The sequence below is a fragment of the Photobacterium profundum genome, from assembly GCF_003026285.1.
GTDB classification, from domain to species: Bacteria; Pseudomonadota; Gammaproteobacteria; order Enterobacterales; family Vibrionaceae; genus Photobacterium; species Photobacterium profundum.
Genome location: NZ_PYOD01000010.1, coordinates 1 through 17089, shown reverse-complemented (window position 1 = coordinate 17089; position 17089 = coordinate 1). Strand labels below are relative to the sequence as shown.

Annotated in this window: 16 protein-coding genes and 2 tRNA genes; 6 read left to right on the top strand and 12 right to left on the bottom strand. The window is 43.3% G+C overall.

Annotated features, from left to right (window positions below):
* The first annotated feature begins 6 nt into the window (after positions 1-6).
* The gene (hpt, locus tag C9J48_RS19275; RefSeq protein WP_006232496.1) at positions 7-540 is read left to right on the top strand and encodes a hypoxanthine phosphoribosyltransferase; all 534 of its coding nucleotides are present in this window, start codon (positions 7-9) and stop codon (positions 538-540) included.
* A gap of 117 nt (positions 541-657) precedes the next feature.
* On the opposite strand, the gene can is transcribed toward hpt, so the two are convergent.
* Entirely contained in the window at positions 658-1314 is a 657-nt protein-coding gene (gene can, locus C9J48_RS19270; RefSeq protein WP_006232497.1) for a carbonate dehydratase, read from the bottom strand.
* Between the two features lie 127 nt (positions 1315-1441).
* On the opposite strand from can, the gene C9J48_RS19265 reads away from it, so the two are divergent.
* Both C9J48_RS19265 and C9J48_RS19260 read left to right on the top strand, forming a co-directional pair.
* The gene (locus C9J48_RS19265) at positions 1442-2380 is read left to right on the top strand and encodes an ABC transporter ATP-binding protein (RefSeq protein ID WP_006232498.1); all 939 of its coding nucleotides are present in this window, start codon (positions 1442-1444) and stop codon (positions 2378-2380) included.
* Positions 2377-3147, top strand: a complete 771-nt coding sequence (locus C9J48_RS19260; RefSeq protein ID WP_006232499.1) for an ABC transporter permease — start codon at positions 2377-2379, stop codon at positions 3145-3147. Before C9J48_RS19265 ends, C9J48_RS19260 begins: the two co-directional genes overlap by 4 nt.
* A gap of 103 nt (positions 3148-3250) precedes the next feature.
* Here the strand turns inward: C9J48_RS19260 and panC are convergent, their stop codons facing one another.
* From panC to pcnB, 4 genes are read right to left on the bottom strand one after another with little or no spacing between them, the layout of a single operon-like run.
* Positions 3251-4138 (bottom strand): pantoate--beta-alanine ligase, encoded by an 888-nt coding sequence (panC, locus tag C9J48_RS19255; protein WP_006232500.1) that lies wholly within the window; start codon positions 4136-4138, stop codon positions 3251-3253.
* Between the two features lie 10 nt (positions 4139-4148).
* Positions 4149-4943 (bottom strand): 3-methyl-2-oxobutanoate hydroxymethyltransferase, encoded by a 795-nt coding sequence (gene panB, locus C9J48_RS19250; RefSeq protein ID WP_006232501.1) that lies wholly within the window; start codon positions 4941-4943, stop codon positions 4149-4151.
* Positions 4944-4970: 27 nt separating this feature from the next.
* Complete coding sequence (folK, locus tag C9J48_RS19245; protein ID WP_006232502.1) at positions 4971-5456, bottom strand: 2-amino-4-hydroxy-6-hydroxymethyldihydropteridine diphosphokinase; 486 nt, start codon at positions 5454-5456, stop codon at positions 4971-4973.
* On the bottom strand, positions 5453-6844 hold the full coding sequence (gene pcnB / locus C9J48_RS19240) for a polynucleotide adenylyltransferase PcnB (RefSeq protein WP_036803959.1): 1392 nt from the start codon (positions 6842-6844) through the stop codon (positions 5453-5455). The genes folK and pcnB overlap by 4 nt, the downstream gene beginning before the upstream one ends.
* Here pcnB and C9J48_RS28295 point away from each other — a divergent pair.
* On the top strand, positions 6797-6928 hold the full coding sequence (locus C9J48_RS28295; RefSeq protein WP_258191565.1) for a hypothetical protein: 132 nt from the start codon (positions 6797-6799) through the stop codon (positions 6926-6928). The two genes, pcnB and C9J48_RS28295, sit on opposite strands and share 48 nt — an antisense overlap.
* A 49-nt stretch (positions 6929-6977) precedes the next feature.
* Here C9J48_RS28295 and gluQRS read toward each other — a convergent pair whose 3' ends face one another.
* The 4 genes from gluQRS to C9J48_RS19220 form a co-directional block, all read right to left on the bottom strand.
* Positions 6978-7868 (bottom strand): tRNA glutamyl-Q(34) synthetase GluQRS, encoded by an 891-nt coding sequence (gene gluQRS / locus C9J48_RS19235; protein ID WP_006232504.1) that lies wholly within the window; start codon positions 7866-7868, stop codon positions 6978-6980.
* A 165-nt stretch (positions 7869-8033) separates the two neighbouring features.
* Positions 8034-8483, bottom strand: coding sequence for an RNA polymerase-binding protein DksA (gene dksA / locus C9J48_RS19230; protein ID WP_006232505.1), 450 nt, complete (start codon positions 8481-8483; stop codon positions 8034-8036).
* Positions 8484-8619: 136 nt separating this feature from the next.
* The gene (gene sfsA / locus C9J48_RS19225; RefSeq protein ID WP_006232506.1) at positions 8620-9324 is read right to left on the bottom strand and encodes a DNA/RNA nuclease SfsA; all 705 of its coding nucleotides are present in this window, start codon (positions 9322-9324) and stop codon (positions 8620-8622) included.
* 39 nt (positions 9325-9363) lie between these two features.
* Complete coding sequence (locus C9J48_RS19220; RefSeq protein WP_006232507.1) at positions 9364-9999, bottom strand: 2'-5' RNA ligase family protein; 636 nt, start codon at positions 9997-9999, stop codon at positions 9364-9366.
* 62 nt (positions 10000-10061) lie between these two features.
* Between C9J48_RS19220 and hrpB the strand changes: the two genes are divergently transcribed.
* Both hrpB and mrcB read left to right on the top strand, forming a co-directional pair.
* Entirely contained in the window at positions 10062-12572 is a 2511-nt protein-coding gene (gene hrpB / locus C9J48_RS19215) for an ATP-dependent helicase HrpB (RefSeq protein ID WP_006232508.1), read from the top strand.
* A 146-nt stretch (positions 12573-12718) separates the two neighbouring features.
* On the top strand, positions 12719-15193 hold the full coding sequence (mrcB, locus tag C9J48_RS19210) for a penicillin-binding protein 1B (RefSeq protein WP_006232509.1): 2475 nt from the start codon (positions 12719-12721) through the stop codon (positions 15191-15193).
* A 97-nt stretch (positions 15194-15290) separates the two neighbouring features.
* On the opposite strand, the gene C9J48_RS19205 is transcribed toward mrcB, so the two are convergent.
* The 3 genes from C9J48_RS19205 to C9J48_RS19195 form a co-directional block, all read right to left on the bottom strand.
* Positions 15291-16547, bottom strand: a complete 1257-nt coding sequence (locus C9J48_RS19205; RefSeq protein ID WP_006232510.1) for a cyclic di-GMP phosphodiesterase — start codon at positions 16545-16547, stop codon at positions 15291-15293.
* A gap of 293 nt (positions 16548-16840) precedes the next feature.
* Positions 16841-16916 (bottom strand) — tRNA-Thr (locus tag C9J48_RS19200).
* Between the two features lie 46 nt (positions 16917-16962).
* Positions 16963-17038 (bottom strand) — tRNA-Asn (locus tag C9J48_RS19195).
* Positions 17039-17089 lie beyond the last annotated feature (51 nt).

Here is a 17089-nt window from a genome sequence, read left to right as displayed (position 1 = left end):
AATAAGATGAAACATACAGTTGAAGTATTAATTTCTGAGCAGGATGTTCAGGCACGAGTAAAAGAGCTAGGAAAGCAAATTACTGAATGTTACAAGGGATCAGAGAACCTTGTTATGGTTGGCTTGTTGCGTGGTTCTTTTGTCTTTATGGCTGATTTAGCACGTGCAATTGACCTTCCTCATGAAGTTGACTTCATGACTGCATCAAGTTACGGCAATACAATGGAAAGTAACCGTGATGTACGTATCCTAAAAGATCTGGATGACGACATTAAAGGTAAAGATGTCCTGCTCGTTGAAGATATTATCGATACTGGTAATACGCTAAATAAAGTGTGTGAAATCTTATCTCTGCGTGAACCCAATTCTATCCGTATTTGTACATTATTGGATAAGCCAGAACGCCGTGAAGTCAATGTAAACGTTGATTGGTATGGTTTTGTGATTCCTGATGAGTTTGTTGTCGGTGTAGGCATCGATTACGCACAAAAATACCGTCACTTACCTTTTATCGGTAAAGTGGTACCACTAGAAGACTAATACCCATTATCCAAATGGTGTAAGAGTCTTGTGCGTGACAAATAGAATACAAAAAAGCGACTGCTCATTGAGTAGTCGCTTTTTTTATATTCTGTTTTTAGTACGTACAATGAAAAATTACAATTCTTTTGGTGGTAGAATTGCAGACATTGCGGCTTGATAAGCTACCTCTAAAGATTCGCGACTGGTTGCAGTTACGCCTAAATCGCGTAATACGCCATTATCAATACCGTAAATCCAGCCATGGATTTTCACTTGTTGACCACGTTCCCAAGCTTGTTGCATGACTGTTGAGTTACCAAGGTTATAGACCTGAGAGGCAACATTGATTTCGCACAGCTTGTTGTCCCAATCTTCACGAGCTAGTGTACCAAGGTCACTGCGATGCTTTAGGTACAAATCGCGGATGTGCAATAACCAGTTATTAATCAGGCCGAGGGGAGGGTTCTCAATCGCTGCGGTAACACCACCGCATCCATAGTGCCCACAAACGATGATGTGTTTGACCTTGAGCACATCAACAGCATATTGAATAACAGAAAGACAATTTAAGTCAGTGTGAATGACTTGGTTCGCCACATTTCGGTGAACAAATAGCTCGCCCGAGTCTAGCCCAGTAAGGCGCTCTGCGGGTACTCGACTATCGGAACAGCCAATCCATAGATATTGTGGTTGTTGTGATTCTGCGAGATGAGAAAAAAATTCGGGTTTATCTTCCTTGATGTTCTCCGACCAAGAGAGATTGTTTGCGAATAACTGCTTAATATCTGCCATGATAATGCCTTTATTTAATATGTCCTCTACTATACACAAGCTGGACTAATAGCAAATCGGATTAGTTACTCTTTTTGTGAAAACTAGTGACATTTGATGAAAATTTCTAACATTAAGATTGTATTTTATGAACGCACTGGAAATCAAAAATTTAAGTAAAACCTATAAGGGTGGCGTTGAAGCTATTAAAAACATGAGCTTATCTGTCGAAGAAGGAGACTTCTTTGCATTACTAGGCCCAAATGGTGCAGGTAAGTCAACAACAATAGGTGTAATAAGTTCATTAGTTAACAAGACTTCGGGGTCGGTAAAGGTATTTGGTTACGATATTGACTCAGATCTTGTTAAAGCGAAAAATCAATTGGGGTTAGTACCACAAGAGTTTAACTTTAATCCATTTGAAACCGTTGAGCAGATTGTTGTTAACCAAGCCGGTTATTATGGCGTTGATAAACCGTTGGCACGAGAGCGTGCTAAAAAGTACCTCAGTCAGCTCGACCTATGGGGAAAGCGCAATGAACGTGCGCGTAATCTTTCTGGTGGTATGAAGCGTCGTTTAATGATTGCTCGTGCATTGATGCATGAACCTAAGCTGCTTATTCTTGATGAGCCAACAGCTGGTGTCGACATCGAGTTACGTCGTTCTATGTGGACATTTCTACGTGAAATTAATCGTCAGGGTGTCACGATTATTCTGACCACCCACTATTTAGAAGAAGCAGAAATGCTGTGCCGTAATATCGGTATCATTAACCACGGCGAGTTAGTGGAATGCACCAGCATGAAAGCGTTACTCGGTAAGCTAGAAGTCGAAACCTTTATTTTGGATATTAAGCTTAATGGTAATAAACCGAAGCTTGACGGCTTAAATTGGCGTTTGCCTGATAACCATACCCTAGAAGTCGATATTGAAAAGGACAAAGGGCTGAATACGATTTTTACCGCTTTGACTGCGCAAGGGATTGACGTAATGTCGATGCGCAATAAATCGAACCGTTTAGAAGAATTGTTTGTGACGCTAATTGCACAGAGTCAAGCATCATCAAACAAAGAGGCACAAGCATGAACCACCAATTTTGGATCGCTTTTAAAAGCCTGATCACCAAAGAAATTCACCGCTTTACTCGTATTTGGGTGCAAACCTTGGTGCCACCTGCTATCACGATGACCTTGTATTTCATTATTTTTGGCAACCTAATTGGTAGCCGAATTGGTGAAATGAACGGTTTTAGTTACATGGAATATATCGTACCGGGTCTGATCATGATGTCAGTGATCACCAATTCATATTCCAACGTAGCTTCATCTTTTTTCAGTGCTAAATTCCAGCACAACATTGAAGAATTACTCGTGGCACCAGTCCCTAATTACATCATTATTGCTGGCTATGTCGGTGGTGGTGTATTGCGTGGTTTAGGGGTTGGTTTCATTGTTAGCGTGGTATCGCTGTTTTTTGTTGACCTCAGTATTGCTCATTTAGGGGTAATAATTGCTACGATCTTGATGACCTCGATTGTGTTCTCACTTGGCGGATTGATTAATGCGGTGTTTGCCCGCACATTTGATGATATTAGTATTATTCCAACCTTTATTCTAACCCCATTGACCTACCTTGGTGGGGTATTTTACTCGATCAACTTATTGCCTGAGTTTTGGCAGGGTGTGTCAAAGTTGAACCCTATTGTTTATATGGTGAATGCATTCCGCTACGGCTTTTTAGGGGTGTCTGATGTGGGTATTGTGACATCATTTGGGGTACTGACTGGATTTATTCTTTTCTTATATTCGATTGCTTACTATCTGATTTCTCGCGGTATTGGCTTGCGTTCGTAAGATGAAAATTTGAAGCTAACTAGTGGTAACAAAAAGGCCGATTATCTTTCGATATTCGGCCTTTTTTAAACAGTGTTATCTGTCGTGCTAAGCGAGTTGTCTATTATGACTCAGACGCTTCTGCTACAGGCGCTGCTGGTTGGGTCAGTTCAACTACTTGATTATCGATTAAGCGGGCTTTACCAAGCTGTGCTGACATCAGAATGACCGCTTGCTGGGTTTCTTCTGATACCGCTTGTAGCGTTACTGCATCACGAATGTAGCTTTCATCAGGTTGAAGCCCCGCAGCACGAAGCTGATCATTGGCATCAACGATAATTTCAGAATAATCCGTACGACCACCGCGCATTTGGCTGCTCACCCAACGCATTGTGCGTGCTAAAACTGGGGCACGTTGACGTTCGTCAACCGTTAGGTAACCATTACGAGAACTCATTGCTAAACCGTCCATTTCACGTACGGTTGGCACACCAATGATGTCGATATCCATTGCCATGTCGAGTGTCATTTGACGCAATAGTGCTAGCTGTTGGTAATCTTTCTCACCAAAACAAGCGACATCAGGTTGCACCATATTGAATAGCTTGGTTACAACCGTTGCAACACCACGGAAATGACCTGGACGCAATGCGCCTTCTAGCATTTGCGATAAGCCTGGTACTTCAACAAATGTTTGACGTTCCAAACCTTGTGGGTACATAACTTCAGGTGTTGGAGTGAATACAAGGTCAACCCCTTCGCTATTCAACTTCGCCAGATCATTGTCTAAAGTACGCGGGTAGTTTGTTAAGTCGTCAGCTTTTTCAAACTGCATTGGGTTAACAAAAATACTCACAACAACAATGTCTGCATGTTCACGAGCTTTACGTACTAACGTTAGATGACCATCATGAAGATTGCCCATCGTTGGAACAAAAGCGATACGACGACCTTCACGACGCAATGCGCGAATCTGCTCTCTTAATAGGGCGGTTTCGACGAATGTTTGCATCTTTTATTCCTTACTCAAAGGTGTGTTGGGGTCCAGGGAAAGTACCGGCCTCAACCTCTTCTAGGTATTTGCTGACAGCTGTACGCATGTCGCCAGTTTCAGCTAGATAATTTTTTGAAAAACGCGGCATGTAGTTGGCAGATATACCAAACATGTCGTGCATCACTAGGATCTGACCATCTGTTACGTTACCAGCGCCAATCCCAATAACAGGTACTTCAACTGCTTTAGTTATGCGCTCTGCAAGACTTGCAGGTACGCATTCCAGCAAAATGATTTGAGCACCAGCATTTTTCAATAAAATAGCATCTTTGACCATCTGTTCAGCGTGATCAAAATCGCGACCTTGAACTTTGTACCCACCAAAAATATTTACAGATTGTGGAGTAAGGCCTAAGTGAGCACATACCGGAACGGCACGCTCGGTAAGCTTTGTGACGGTTTCAGCTAACCATGCTCCACCTTCCAGTTTTACCATGTTAGCACCAGCTCGCATAAGCTCTGCAGCACTCTCACACGCTTGTTCTGGGGTGCTGTAGCTCATGAATGGCATATCAGCCATTAAAAGAGAGTTAGGGCTACCAGCTCGTACACATCGCGTGTGGTAAGCAATATCACTTACACTGACTGGCAGGGTGTCAGGTTTACCTTGTAAAACCATGCCCAATGAATCGCCAACCAGCATTACTGGTACTTCCTGTTGCTCAAATAATTGAGCAAAACTTGCGTCATATGCTGTGATCGACGCAAATTTACGACCTTCGTTCTTCCATGTCATCAGGTCGTTGATTGTTATTTTTTTCATAACTTCTCCCTCACCCTGATCAATGTTTTATGCTTGCCAGATAGCTAAGCCATTGCGGTCTACCTGCGTCAATAACTGCGAAAGCGCAGTACTATCAGGCAGAATCAAATCAGGGATAATTTCGGCAAGTGGATAAAGTACAAATTCACGTACTTTCATTCCATAATGTGGAACGGTTAACCGTTCGCAGTGATGTTCCAGATCGCCATAAAGAATAATGTCGAGATCCAAGGTTCTTGGCCCCCAGCGTTCATCTTTACGGACGCGTCCATGCTCAAGCTCGATAGCTTGGGTTGCGTTCAGCAGCTCTAACGGCGTTAATGTGGTGTCGATTGCAACAACAGCATTAATATAATCCGGTTGATTTTGTGGACCCATCGGGGTACTGCTGTACAGCGATGATTCGGCAACCACTGTGATTGCCGGAATCTGTTTTAGGGCTTTTATAGCACTCATTGCTTGTGAAATGGGATCACCCAGATTACTGCCAATAGCGATATAAGAGCGGATCATGATGATGACTTTGCTTGTGGCTTTTTACGACGTTGTGGACGGCGGCGACGAGGGCGGCGTCCTCCATCATCATTAATTTCTTGAACCATCTTACCGCGAAGTGGGCGGTCAGCATTTTGGAATTCATTCCACCAGCTGGTTAGCTCAACAATATCATCGCCTTCAAAATGGCTACGCATTTCCATGAAATCATACGCTGCACGGAACTTAGGATGTTCCATCATTTTGAATGCACGCTTGCCAGAACGACGGCTAAAGCGAATTTGTTGCTGCCAGATATCACGTACTGTCGTGGTATGACGGCGTGGAATGGCAATACTGCGAACTTGTTCATCTAAGATGTCGTTAGCGGCAACCATAAAGGCATCATAAAATGCTAAACCACTAGCAAAAGATATTTCTTCTGCCCGTGTTGTTAGTGGGTACCACAACATCGCGGCATAGATAAATGCAGGGTTTACACGTTTATCTTCTGCAATACGCTTATCTGTCGCTGCTAAAATGTGTTCAATCATTTGTTCCGTTTGGCTGCTGTGATCTTCAGTAAAGTGATCGGCAAGAATAGGGAACAACTGTTGAAATAGATTGTATTGACGAAGCAGCTTGTATGTTGCTAGACCTTGACCCGCTTGAAGCAGCTTTAAACTTTCTTCAAATAAGCGTGCTGATGGAATATCTCGCAACAATGGTGCAAGTTCTTCAATCGGCGCTGCGGTTTTTTCTTCAATCGTCATGTCTAATTTAGCGGCAAAGCGTACTGCACGCAGCATACGAACTGGATCTTCACGGTAGCGTGTTTCTGGATCTCCCATTAAACGCACAATGCGATTATTGAGATCTTCTACGCCATTCGCGTAATCGGTTACCGTGAAATCTTTAGCACTGTAGTACATGGCATTGATCGTGAAATCACGACGTTCAGCATCTTCATCTATCGTGCCGTAGACATTGTCGCGTAACAACATGCCTTCTTGGCTTTTTGATGAAATCTGCTGTTTGCCCTTTGCATCGGCTTTATCTTTAATTTCTACTTTCACAGGTGCATCAGAGTGATGACCTCGGAAAGTAGCGACTTCAATAACATCACGACCAAACAAAATGTGCGCAAGACGGAAACGGCGTCCAATCAGGCGGCAGTTACGGAATAGACTTTTAATCTCTTCCGGGGTTGCGTTGGTTGCAATATCAAAATCTTTAGGTTGTTTGTGTAATAAAAGATCACGTACACCACCACCGACTAAATAGGCGTCATAGCCTCCTTTATTCAGGCGATAAAGTACCTTCAGCGCATTTTCGCTGATATCTTTACGTGAAATGCCGTGCTCTTGGCGTTGAAAAACTTGCAAGGGTTGGTCCTCGGTATCGCGAGTACTACTGTCGCGATTCAGTACTTTACGGCAAAAGCTGGCTACTCGATTAAAGATAATACACCTCGTATTCGTGCATCTGGTTCAACAAACAGCCGCATATGATATATCACAGCAAGCCATTTTAGAATGGCAGTGCTCATTTACCCTGATTTTAATGTGTCTTGGTTAGGATAATTTCTGTCGTTTTTGGCAGATTATCGATACACCAAGCGTGAATTCCCCATTGCAAAACGTCTTTCAGCTCTTCTTTGATAAGTGCAGCTGGTGGTGCCATACCAAGGAAAGACATCGCTGCAATTAGTGCTGGAACAGGGTTACTTTTATCAATAGCTGGCGCATGATTTTGTTTTGATAACTTATTACCGTTATCGGTGACTGCTAATGGTAAATGCAAATAACTCACTTCAGGGTGCTGTAATTGGCGATATAGGCCAATCTGCCGTCCCGTTGGTTCAATGAGATCTGCACCACGAACAATCTCTGTTATGTTTTGTTCAATGTCATCAAGTACCACTGCGAGGTTATAGGCATACAGCCCATCACGACGGCGAATGATGAAATCTTCTTGTGCTAATGTCGCCGGAATGTCTATTCGACCATGCAATCTATCAACAAAATATGTAATGGGTGTGTCAACATTAAGTCGAACGGCACTATTTTCTGCTGAGCGATGAAGGTGGCGACAAGTTCCGGGATAAAAGCCACCCGCTGTTTTAATTTGTTTTCGAGTACATTGACAGTAATACGCATCGCCATCATGTAACCATTGATCGATTTGAGCTTGATAAGCACCATGACGTTGACTTTGATACATCACACTGCCATCCCATGTTAACCCGTATGCCTCTAATGTACGTAGAATATTATCAGCTGCTCCCGCTATTTCGCGTGGAGGATCAAGATCTTCGATACGAACAAGCCATTTTCCATGTTGTGAACGCGCTTGTAGGTAGCTGCCTAAAGCTGCAATCAGCGAGCCAAAATGAAGTGGGCCTGAGGGGGAAGGGGCGAAGCGTCCGACATAGTGAGTATCAGTGGTCATAAACACATTAAAACAGAGATAGTGGTTAGAAAAGTCCCAATTATATTAAGTAAATGTTTTCAATATTCTTAATATGATTGATGTACGTTATAAAATGATCGTAAAGAAAAGAGGGAGCATCTGCTCCCTCTTTCAATCAGTTGCTGTTCAATACCTTTGAGGGTATTAGCCTGCCATCTGCTTTTCTTTAATTTCTGCAAGTGTTTTACAGTCAATACATAGATCGGCAGTTGGGCGTGCTTCAAGACGGCGGATACCGATCTCAACGCCACAGGAATCACAGAAACCGAAATCATCATCTTCAATACGTTGAAGTGTCTTTTCAATTTTTTTAATCAGCTTACGTTCACGGTCACGATTACGTAGTTCCAAGCTGAACTCTTCTTCTTGAGCTGCGCGGTCTACTGGATCCGGGAAGTTGGCTGCTTCGTCCTGCATGTGGTTTACAGTACGATCAACTTCTTCACGAAGCTGGTTACGCCATGCGTCGAGAATTTGATGAAAGTGCGCAAGTTGCTCCTCTCCCATGTATTCTTCGCCGACTTTTTCTTGGTATGGCTCTAACCCAGCAATAGCCAGGATGCCAAGTGATTTTTTAAGCTTGATCTCTGGCATATAGCATCTCCTAATATACCTAATAACCGTCACTGGTTAATTTTGGGCGCTATCTATAGCAGAAAGGCGTATTGGTAGCAATTACTGTATGTGTTCAATTTTATACCAATGTGAAGAAAGCATCACTTTTTCAACATTATTGATTGAAATTTATACAGTGGTTTAATTTGATCTCATCTTTATTTAAAATCGCTTTATAACAGATGATTTCAACGCCAGCCTGTTCTGCTTGTTTAATTAAACGATAATAGTCTGGGTCTATGTGGTGTGCCGCAGACACATTTTCAATGCCTGAATGCAAAATAGCGAAAAAAAGTACTGATCTTTGCCCATTTTGAGCCACTTCGATCAATTCCCTTAAGTGTTTTTGCCCTCGAGTTGTTACCGCATCAGGGAAAAAACCTTGACCATTATCCAATAATGTTACGCTTTTCACCTCAATATAGCAGACAGGTTTATTTTTATCTTCTAATAGGATATCTATCCTGCTGTTTTCACTACCATACTTAACTTCGGTTCTAAGTGACGAATAGCCTTGTAATTCTGTGATGGTACCAGCGTTAATTGCCTCTACAACCAGTCGGTTAGCTTGTGCTGTATTAACACAAATCCAATGTCCATTTGCCGTTTCTGCAAGCTCCCAGCTATTAGGATATTTACGCTTTTTATTTTCTGATGTTGAGAACCAAACGGTATTTCCGGGTTCAGCACAACCAGTCATCGCTCCTGTATTGGCACAATGAATAGTGCGTATTTCGCCATCGGGTAATTCAATATCAGTAAGGAAGCGTTTATAGCGCTTTATTAATGTGGCAGATTGAAGAGGGGGATCGAACTTCATGGTTATAGGTTCCTAGGCGGTATTGGGTTATTAACATGATCAGTTGTTAATATGAGCAGCAGCTAACGACCATTGTTGCAGGCAACGGTATTGAACGCCGCTACCATGAGCTGTTTTGATAGTCTCTGAAATATACAGACCAAAGTGTTGAAAGTGAAAGTCTAATTGTTGGGGTAACGGTGATAGGTGTGGGCGTGACGTTACCTTTTTACAGAGTGTTATGTGGGGGATATACCCCGATGCTTGGTTACTAACAGCATCACTCGTTACATGGATAGCGGCTTGTTGAAGTAAACAGACTAGCGTCTGGAGTGACGTTGATGGCTGCTGGTGGCGTTGTTGATGCACTGGATGGTAGGCATGGCAATCAAGCCAAATTACTTGGCTACGTGGCCAATAGTGCAATTCTGAGCATGATACTGAAAATGCTTGAGGTGCAATAAGTTGATTCACATTGGTGATTAATCGCTGTTTTTGTTGTTGTTTGACAGCACCCAGAAATACCAAGGTAATATGTAAGTTATTGTTAAAAATAGGCTTACCCTGCATTTCTGCTGCAACCGTATTTTTAAGCTGACATAGTTGCTGATAGGACTTTAGATTACAGTCATTTTTTTCATCAGTTATAGGGGGTAACCCCAATGCGAAAAAGAGCTTTTCTGTAATGTCACTCATTTGACCTCACTTTCTTGTACAATGTTGCCTGCTCTATTAGATCATGACATAAGGTTTTCATCTTGTCGCAATTGCCTATCGATACTGTTTTACCTGATTTACTGACGACATTAGCGAGCAGTCCTCAACTGATCCTAAAAGCGCCGCCTGGGGCTGGTAAATCAACTCGCTTACCCCTTGAGTTATTAGTGTCTCGCTCAAAGGCGATACAGGGTGGGGCTCTCTTTGGGCGAATTATTATGCTTGAACCGCGTCGTTTAGCGGCGAGAAATATAGCTAATTATCTATCGAAACAACTGGGTGAACGCGTAGGTGAAACGGTTGGGTTACGCGTTCGTGGTGAAAGTAAGGTAAGCAAAGCGACGCAGCTAGAGATTGTGACCGAAGGGGTTATGACGCGAATGCTGCAGCAAGATCCTGAATTAAAAGGTATCGATTTACTGATATTTGATGAATTTCATGAGCGTAGCATTCATGCAGATACGGCGTTAGCACTCGCCTTGGAAGTACAAGAAGCCTTACGTGATGATTTAAAGCTGTTGGTGATGTCGGCAACCTTAGATGCCGATGCGCTCAAAGGTTTATTGCCTGATGCTGGCTATATTGAATCGAATGGACGGTGCTTTCCAGTTGAATACCGTTATAAGTCGGTAAGTGATCACTATCAATTATTAGAGAGCTGCTGCCGGGAAACGCTTCAGCTGTTGGATACAGAACCTGGTTCGATATTGATTTTCTTGCCGGGAGCGGGAGAAATAAAGCGTTTGGCCGATATGTTGACAGAGCGGGTCGCAGATAATGTGTTGATCAGCCCGCTGTTTGGACTGTTGAGCAATGAGCAGCAGCAACAAGCGATTATGCCTGCACCGAAAGGCAAACGAAAAGTGGTGTTAGCAACTAATATTGCCGAAACGAGCCTGACCATAGAAGGCATTCGATTGGTGATTGATTGTGGCTTAGAGCGTATTGCACTGTGGGATCCTAAAACAGGTATCAGTCGCTTAGAGCAAGTACGCATTGCACAATCATCAGCTGAACAGCGTTCGGGGCGAGCTGGGCGCTTAGAGCCGGGTATTTGTGTGCGTTTGTACAGCGAAGAGCAGCTTTCTCGTCAACCGATAACACCTCAGCCTGAAATTTTGCGGGCCGATCTGACTTCTTTAGCGATGGAGTTAGCCCAATGGGGCTGTAATGATGCCAGTGAATTACGTTGGTCTGATGTGCCTCCACAACCAGCTTTGCTGCAATCGCGGCGCTTATTACAACAACTTGGTATTATGGATGAGCGCTTTCAGTTAACTGAAGTGGGTAAGCAAACGCAGACAATGGGGACCGACCCTCGTCATGCTGTTATGTTGATTACAGCGCAGCAGTTTGACTCAAACCATACGGTGGGCCGCTCCTCGGCGGTGACAACGGCAGCACTACTGGTGGCTTTATTGGAAGATCCACCGCGTGGCATGAACAGCCCTGATGTGCATTTTCAACTCAATTTACTGGAAAGCGGTAAATTACCTCGTGCTCGCCAGTATCAATTGCGTGCTAAGCAACACCTCGCCAAACTAAGCCAACCTGCTTCGTTATCATTGTCGGTATCTGCTGAATGGATAGCCCCGATAATGGCGGCAGGTTATCCCGATCGTATTGCTTTATCGAGAGGCACCGATGGGCGCTATCAATTGTCGAATGGGCAAGGGGTAATGCTGCCAGCCGATGAGCCGATGGCAAATGAAGCCATGCTGGTGGTTGCTGATGTTGTGAAGACAAGGCAAGGTGATAGTCGAGTCTTTTCATGCGTTGCAACCGATAGTCATCGCTTACAAGAACTATTGCCGTCTTTATTTTCAGAGCAAGAATGGCTTGATTGGGATGATAAAAAAGGGCGCTTAACCGCAGAAAAACATTTGTGTTGCGGTAAGATTATTTTACAACGCAGTGTGATGGATGCACCAGATCCCGCTAAAGCGAGTGAAGCGTTATTAAATGCCATTATACGTAAAGGGTTATCTGTTTTACCTTGGAATGAGAAAACCTCTAATTTGTTGACGCGTGCACGTTGTGCGCATGAGTGGTTACCTGATTTGGATTTACCGGCCATGGATGATCAGACCTTATTGGCTGATGCTGAACTATGGTTGTTACCTTTTATGACCGGAATGACCACGCTTAAATCTATTGCTCGACTCGATTTAAAAGCAGCCCTTGAGGCACGGTTAGGCTGGGAACAAGCGAAAATGTTGGATGTTGTACTTCCAACACATTTTCAAGTACCTACAGGATCTCGTTATCCTATTCGTTATCAAGTTGGACATAAGCCAGTATTAGCAGTCCGGATGCAAGAGATGTTTGGTGAGAAAACATCGCCTCAGATAGCGAATGGACGCGTACCGTTAGTGTTGGAGCTCTTATCCCCAGCCCAACGACCGTTACAAATTACGCAAGATTTAGCTGCATTTTGGCAAGGCTCTTATCGTGATGTACAAAAAGAAATGAAAGGACGATACCCGAAACATGTTTGGCCTGATGATCCGGCTAATCATTTACCAACCCGTAGAACTAAAAAGTATATGTGACTATTCGCCTGAACAAAATAATGAACTAACCATTTAGTTTTAAATAAAAAGAATATGAGAATGTTCTTTTATGATGCTTAAAACGATTACCGTTATGCTGCATATAAAAGAACAATGATTTTGGGAACCACCATAGTTGAAGCATTATGACGATCTTGTCTGACAGCCCATTGGCTCCAGAGCGTAAGCAAGCAAAGTTACACGTTACTAAAAGCAAAACGCTTGATCCTAAAAAGCCTGCAACGCCTCGCCGTAAGTCTCCAACAAAGACGGCTGTAAAAAAAGAACCAGCTAAAAAAGCACCTAAAAAATCAACAGGTACACGTAAAAAAAGTACCCGAAAGAAAAAACCTCAGAAATCTGGTTGGTTACGTTGGTTGATGCTACTTGGTTTCAAGATCAGCTTAGTGGTATGTGCGGTGTTGTTAGTGATCGGCATTTATCTCGATACGATCGTACGAGATAGAATGGATGGTCAGATCTGGAATTTGCCTGCCGTGGTTTACGGGCGTGTATTAACCCTGCAGCCTGGGCAGCCGATCAGCTTACAAGAAGTTCGCCGTGAACTGGACTTGTTGCAATATCACAAGGTACGGAATCCTCAACGTGTGGGGGAGTATTCATCATCTTCGACTCGGATTGAGTTTTTCCGGCGCTCATTTGACTTTGAAACGGGTCCAGAAAGCCAGCGTCATGTGATGTTGACGTTTGATAAGAGTGGATTAAAAAGCATAGAACAAGTCGGTACCAAAAAGCCGTTGGGTTATGTTCGATTAGAACCGAAAATGTTGGGGATGTTAGGTTCAACGACAGCAGAGCAGCGTATGTTTTTGCCTAGAGAGCAGTTTCCAGAGGTATTGGTCGACGCCTTGTTAGTGACTGAAGATCGGGATTTCTACCATCATGATGGTGTTTCTCCTCTGGCGATTGCACGTGCTTTATTTGCGAACATAAAAGCAGGTCGTACAGTACAAGGCGGTAGTACGTTAACTCAGCAGCTAGCGAAGAATTTATTTTTAAGCCGAGAAAGAAGTCTGTGGCGTAAAGTGCGAGAAGCATATATTGCGATGATCATTGATTACCGCTATAGCAAAGATCAAGTCTTAGAAGCTTACTTGAACGAGATCTATTTGGGGCAAGATGGGGCCAAAGAAGTTCATGGTTTTGCTCTTGGGGCTCGTTTATATTTTGGTCGACCTATTCAAGAATTACGGATTGATCAGCTAGCGATGCTGGTGGGTACGGTAAAAGGGCCGTCTTACTATAATCCGTGGCGTAACCCTGAACGAGCGCGTCAACGTCGCGATCTCGTGCTTCGTTTAATGATGGATAACGGGATCTTAAATGGTGGCCAATATGAACAAGCGGCATCTCGCGGATTAGATGTACAGTCGAAGCCAATGATTGCGACCCGTCAGCCTGCTTATTTCCAGCAACTACAGCGTGAACTGAAGCTAAAGGTGGGTGATAAGTTCACTCCTGGTACTGGTTTACGTATTTTTAGTACGTTAGATCCTCTCTCACAACAAGAAGCTGAAAATACAGTGGCAGAGATGATCCCGAAGCTGAATAAAAAAGCTGGGGTGTCTGTTGAAACGGCTTTAGTGGCTGCTGATCGTCAAACCGGTGAAATTCGCGCCATGATTGGCGGAAGTCGTCCTGGTTATGCGGGCTTTAACCGTGCCCTCGATGCGAGCCGTCAAATAGGGTCATTGGTTAAGCCTGCAGTCTATTTGGCCGCGCTTCGTCATCCTGAACGCTTTACGTTGGCCACAACGATTGATGACAAACCTATCGCATTGAAAGGCAGTAAAGGAACGCAATGGAAGCCTCGAAATTACGACCGTAAATTTCGTGGAGAAGTACCTTTGTATTATGCATTGGCAAAATCGCTGAACGTACCGACCGTTAATCTAGGGATGCAAGTTGGCTTAGGGGCGGTGATTGATACCATGGAGCAACTAGGGGTTGATCGAAATGAAGTTCCTAAACTACCGTCAATTTTACTGGGCGCATTTACGCTAACCCCATTTGAAGTAACGCAGATGTTCCAGACGATTACCAATGGTGGGCGAAAGTCCAAACTGACCGCGTTACGTGCCGTGGTCGATCTCGAAGGTAATCTGCTTTATCAAAGCGTTCCTAAAGCCTCTAGAGCAGTGCCAGAGCAAGCTGCATGGCTTACAACATATGGAATGAAAAACGTTGTCAGCCAAGGTACAGCGCGTTTTTTGCAGCCGACATTTGGTTGGGCTGCATTAGCGGGTAAAACAGGTACAACCGATAAAGCGCGTGATAGCTGGTACGCCGGTGCTGACGGGCGTGAAGTCGTCACTGTATGGATAGGTCGTGATGACAATAAACCAGTAAAACTTACGGGTTCTGCTGGTGCGTTACGTTTATATGCCAATTACTTGCAACGTCGTCAACCTACCGTGTTACGACTTGATTGGCCAAATAAGATCACAACGGTGAAATATGATAGGCAGCCGAATGGTACGTTGAGCTTTAATTGTAGTGGTACGCAGTCTTTACCCGCATGGGATACTGATGGCAAATTGAAAGCGCAATGTACGGGTAATCAACCTGAGGCGTGGATAAAAGAGATGTTTACTTGGTAAGTGATTACTTACTAGTTACAGCCTAAAATAAAAGCCCTTATACGTTAAGGGCTTTTTTATGCTTGATGTCTCGTCCTGAGCTAAGTTGAGTTTATCGTTAATCATTAGGATCAAAGTAATATGAAATACGTACCCGAGGATTAAGGTAAACATGCACCTTTTCAGGGAGCTTATTCGGTGGTATCGCTCGCTCGATTTTTAATTCACTTTCTTCCAGATCTAAAATAGGTGCCTCATTGGGAGGAACTGAAGGGTCGTAAATTAAAATATTTGGATACAGTAAGCGATCTGAATTAACTGAAACCACTAACCCTAATTGTTGGTTAGAGAGTTGCACGACGCTACCTGGAGGATACACCCCCATCATCCGGACCAATAGCGCTAAAAAATCATTGTTATATTGTGATTTTTTATTTTTGAATAAATAAGACAGGGCGCTATAGGGAATGCGAGATTGGCTCTTATCCGTGGGATGACACAGATTGTCATAAGCGTTAATGACAGAGACTAGTTGAGCGTATAAATCGATGTCATCGGCTTTCAGCTGTTTCGGATAACCGCTACCATCAAGCATTTCATGGTGCTGAAGCAGAATAGGCATTGCGGCTTTAGGAAAGTTATCAGCAAGGCTAGCTAAATCAAAACTGTATTTAGGGTGCAGTTTCAAATAGTTGATTTCAGGGGCTGATAATGGTGTTGTTTTTCGTAAGATCGCGGTTGGGATTTTAAGCTTTCCCATATCGTGAAACAGTGCGCCCAACGCAATGACTTTAATTTCTGCCGCAGACATACCGTGAGACTTACCTAACAGCATGGACAGTACCGCAACATTCAGAGAATGAAAGTAGATATCTTCGGAATCTTTTTTATCATTCATTAAATGCAATGCGACATTGTCTGCTTCCATTAAAGTATCCACCATGCTTTCAACTAAAAAATTAGCTTCAGTGATGGCATTTAATGGGCGGCTTTTAATTTTCCCCATAATGGAACGTAGCTGTGACATGGAGCGATCAAAATTCTTTTCACAACGTTGAATTTTACGTTTGTAGTTTCTAAGGCGTTCTATTCGTCCTTGTTTTTCTTGCCAGAGTTTTTCTGCTTGTTTATCGAGAAATTTCTCTTCTTGTTCTGAAATGTTATCTACTGTTGTCTCGGGGGCAAGAGGGTTGTTATCACTCTTTTCTGGCAGCAGGTAAACAAATTGAATGCCTAGTTTTTGGATCAGGCGAATTTGTTGCTGATCTTTAATTTTGAAATGATTTCGAAGAAACGGGTGATCAGCCCATTGCAGTGGCAACTTTATATATAAGCCTTCGGTTAGTCGTTCCACCGATATTTTGATGCTGGCCATTTATGAGAATTAACCTTGCTTGTTATGTGTGGGGACGTCGTCAGTTGAAGTGCAAAACTGCTGAGCGGTTTACCTATATATGCAGTGAGCCGTTTAACTGGTATTGATTATACGTATTATGGTCTAACACTAATATCTGAAGTTATACGTATATTCGGTATTTTCTTCATTTTGTTAGGCTTATCAATAGATAGTTTGGGTGAATGAGTTAGGGGTAGCTATTGGTGAAGTCAAATGCCTTTGACAAAAAAGACAAAAAAAAACCTCATCCGAAGATGAGGTTTTCCAAAAGATGGTGCCGACTACCGGAGTCGAACTGGTGACCTACTGATTACAAGTCAGTTGCTCTACCTACTGAGCTAAGTCGGCACACTAAATTTTGTACTATAAGCTGATTTCTCAACTTAAAGTTATTTGGCTCCCTTTGCTGGACTTGAACCAGCGACATACGGATTAACAGTCCGGCGTTCTACCAACTGAACTAAAAGGGAATTGTAATGGTGCCTCGAGGCGGAATCGAACCACCGACACGAGGATTTTCA

Coding starts and splice junctions, on each gene's coding strand:
- C9J48_RS19220 (WP_006232507.1), bottom strand. CDS start 9,999: ATGAGTGACATTACAGAAAAGCTCTTTTTCGCATTGGGGTTACCCCCT.
- can (WP_006232497.1), bottom strand. CDS start 1,314: ATGGCAGATATTAAGCAGTTATTCGCAAACAATCTCTCTTGGTCGGAG.
- C9J48_RS19205 (WP_006232510.1), bottom strand. CDS start 16,547: ATGGCCAGCATCAAAATATCGGTGGAACGACTAACCGAAGGCTTATAT.
- C9J48_RS19265 (WP_006232498.1), top strand. CDS start 1,442: ATGAACGCACTGGAAATCAAAAATTTAAGTAAAACCTATAAGGGTGGC.
- panB (WP_006232501.1), bottom strand. CDS start 4,943: ATGAAAAAAATAACAATCAACGACCTGATGACATGGAAGAACGAAGGT.
- folK (WP_006232502.1), bottom strand. CDS start 5,456: ATGATCCGCTCTTATATCGCTATTGGCAGTAATCTGGGTGATCCCATT.
- sfsA (WP_006232506.1), bottom strand. CDS start 9,324: ATGAAGTTCGATCCCCCTCTTCAATCTGCCACATTAATAAAGCGCTAT.
- panC (WP_006232500.1), bottom strand. CDS start 4,138: ATGCAAACATTCGTCGAAACCGCCCTATTAAGAGAGCAGATTCGCGCA.
- gluQRS (WP_006232504.1), bottom strand. CDS start 7,868: ATGACCACTGATACTCACTATGTCGGACGCTTCGCCCCTTCCCCCTCA.
- dksA (WP_006232505.1), bottom strand. CDS start 8,483: ATGCCAGAGATCAAGCTTAAAAAATCACTTGGCATCCTGGCTATTGCT.
- mrcB (WP_006232509.1), top strand. CDS start 12,719: ATGACGATCTTGTCTGACAGCCCATTGGCTCCAGAGCGTAAGCAAGCA.
- hpt (WP_006232496.1), top strand. CDS start 7: ATGAAACATACAGTTGAAGTATTAATTTCTGAGCAGGATGTTCAGGCA.
- C9J48_RS19260 (WP_006232499.1), top strand. CDS start 2,377: ATGAACCACCAATTTTGGATCGCTTTTAAAAGCCTGATCACCAAAGAA.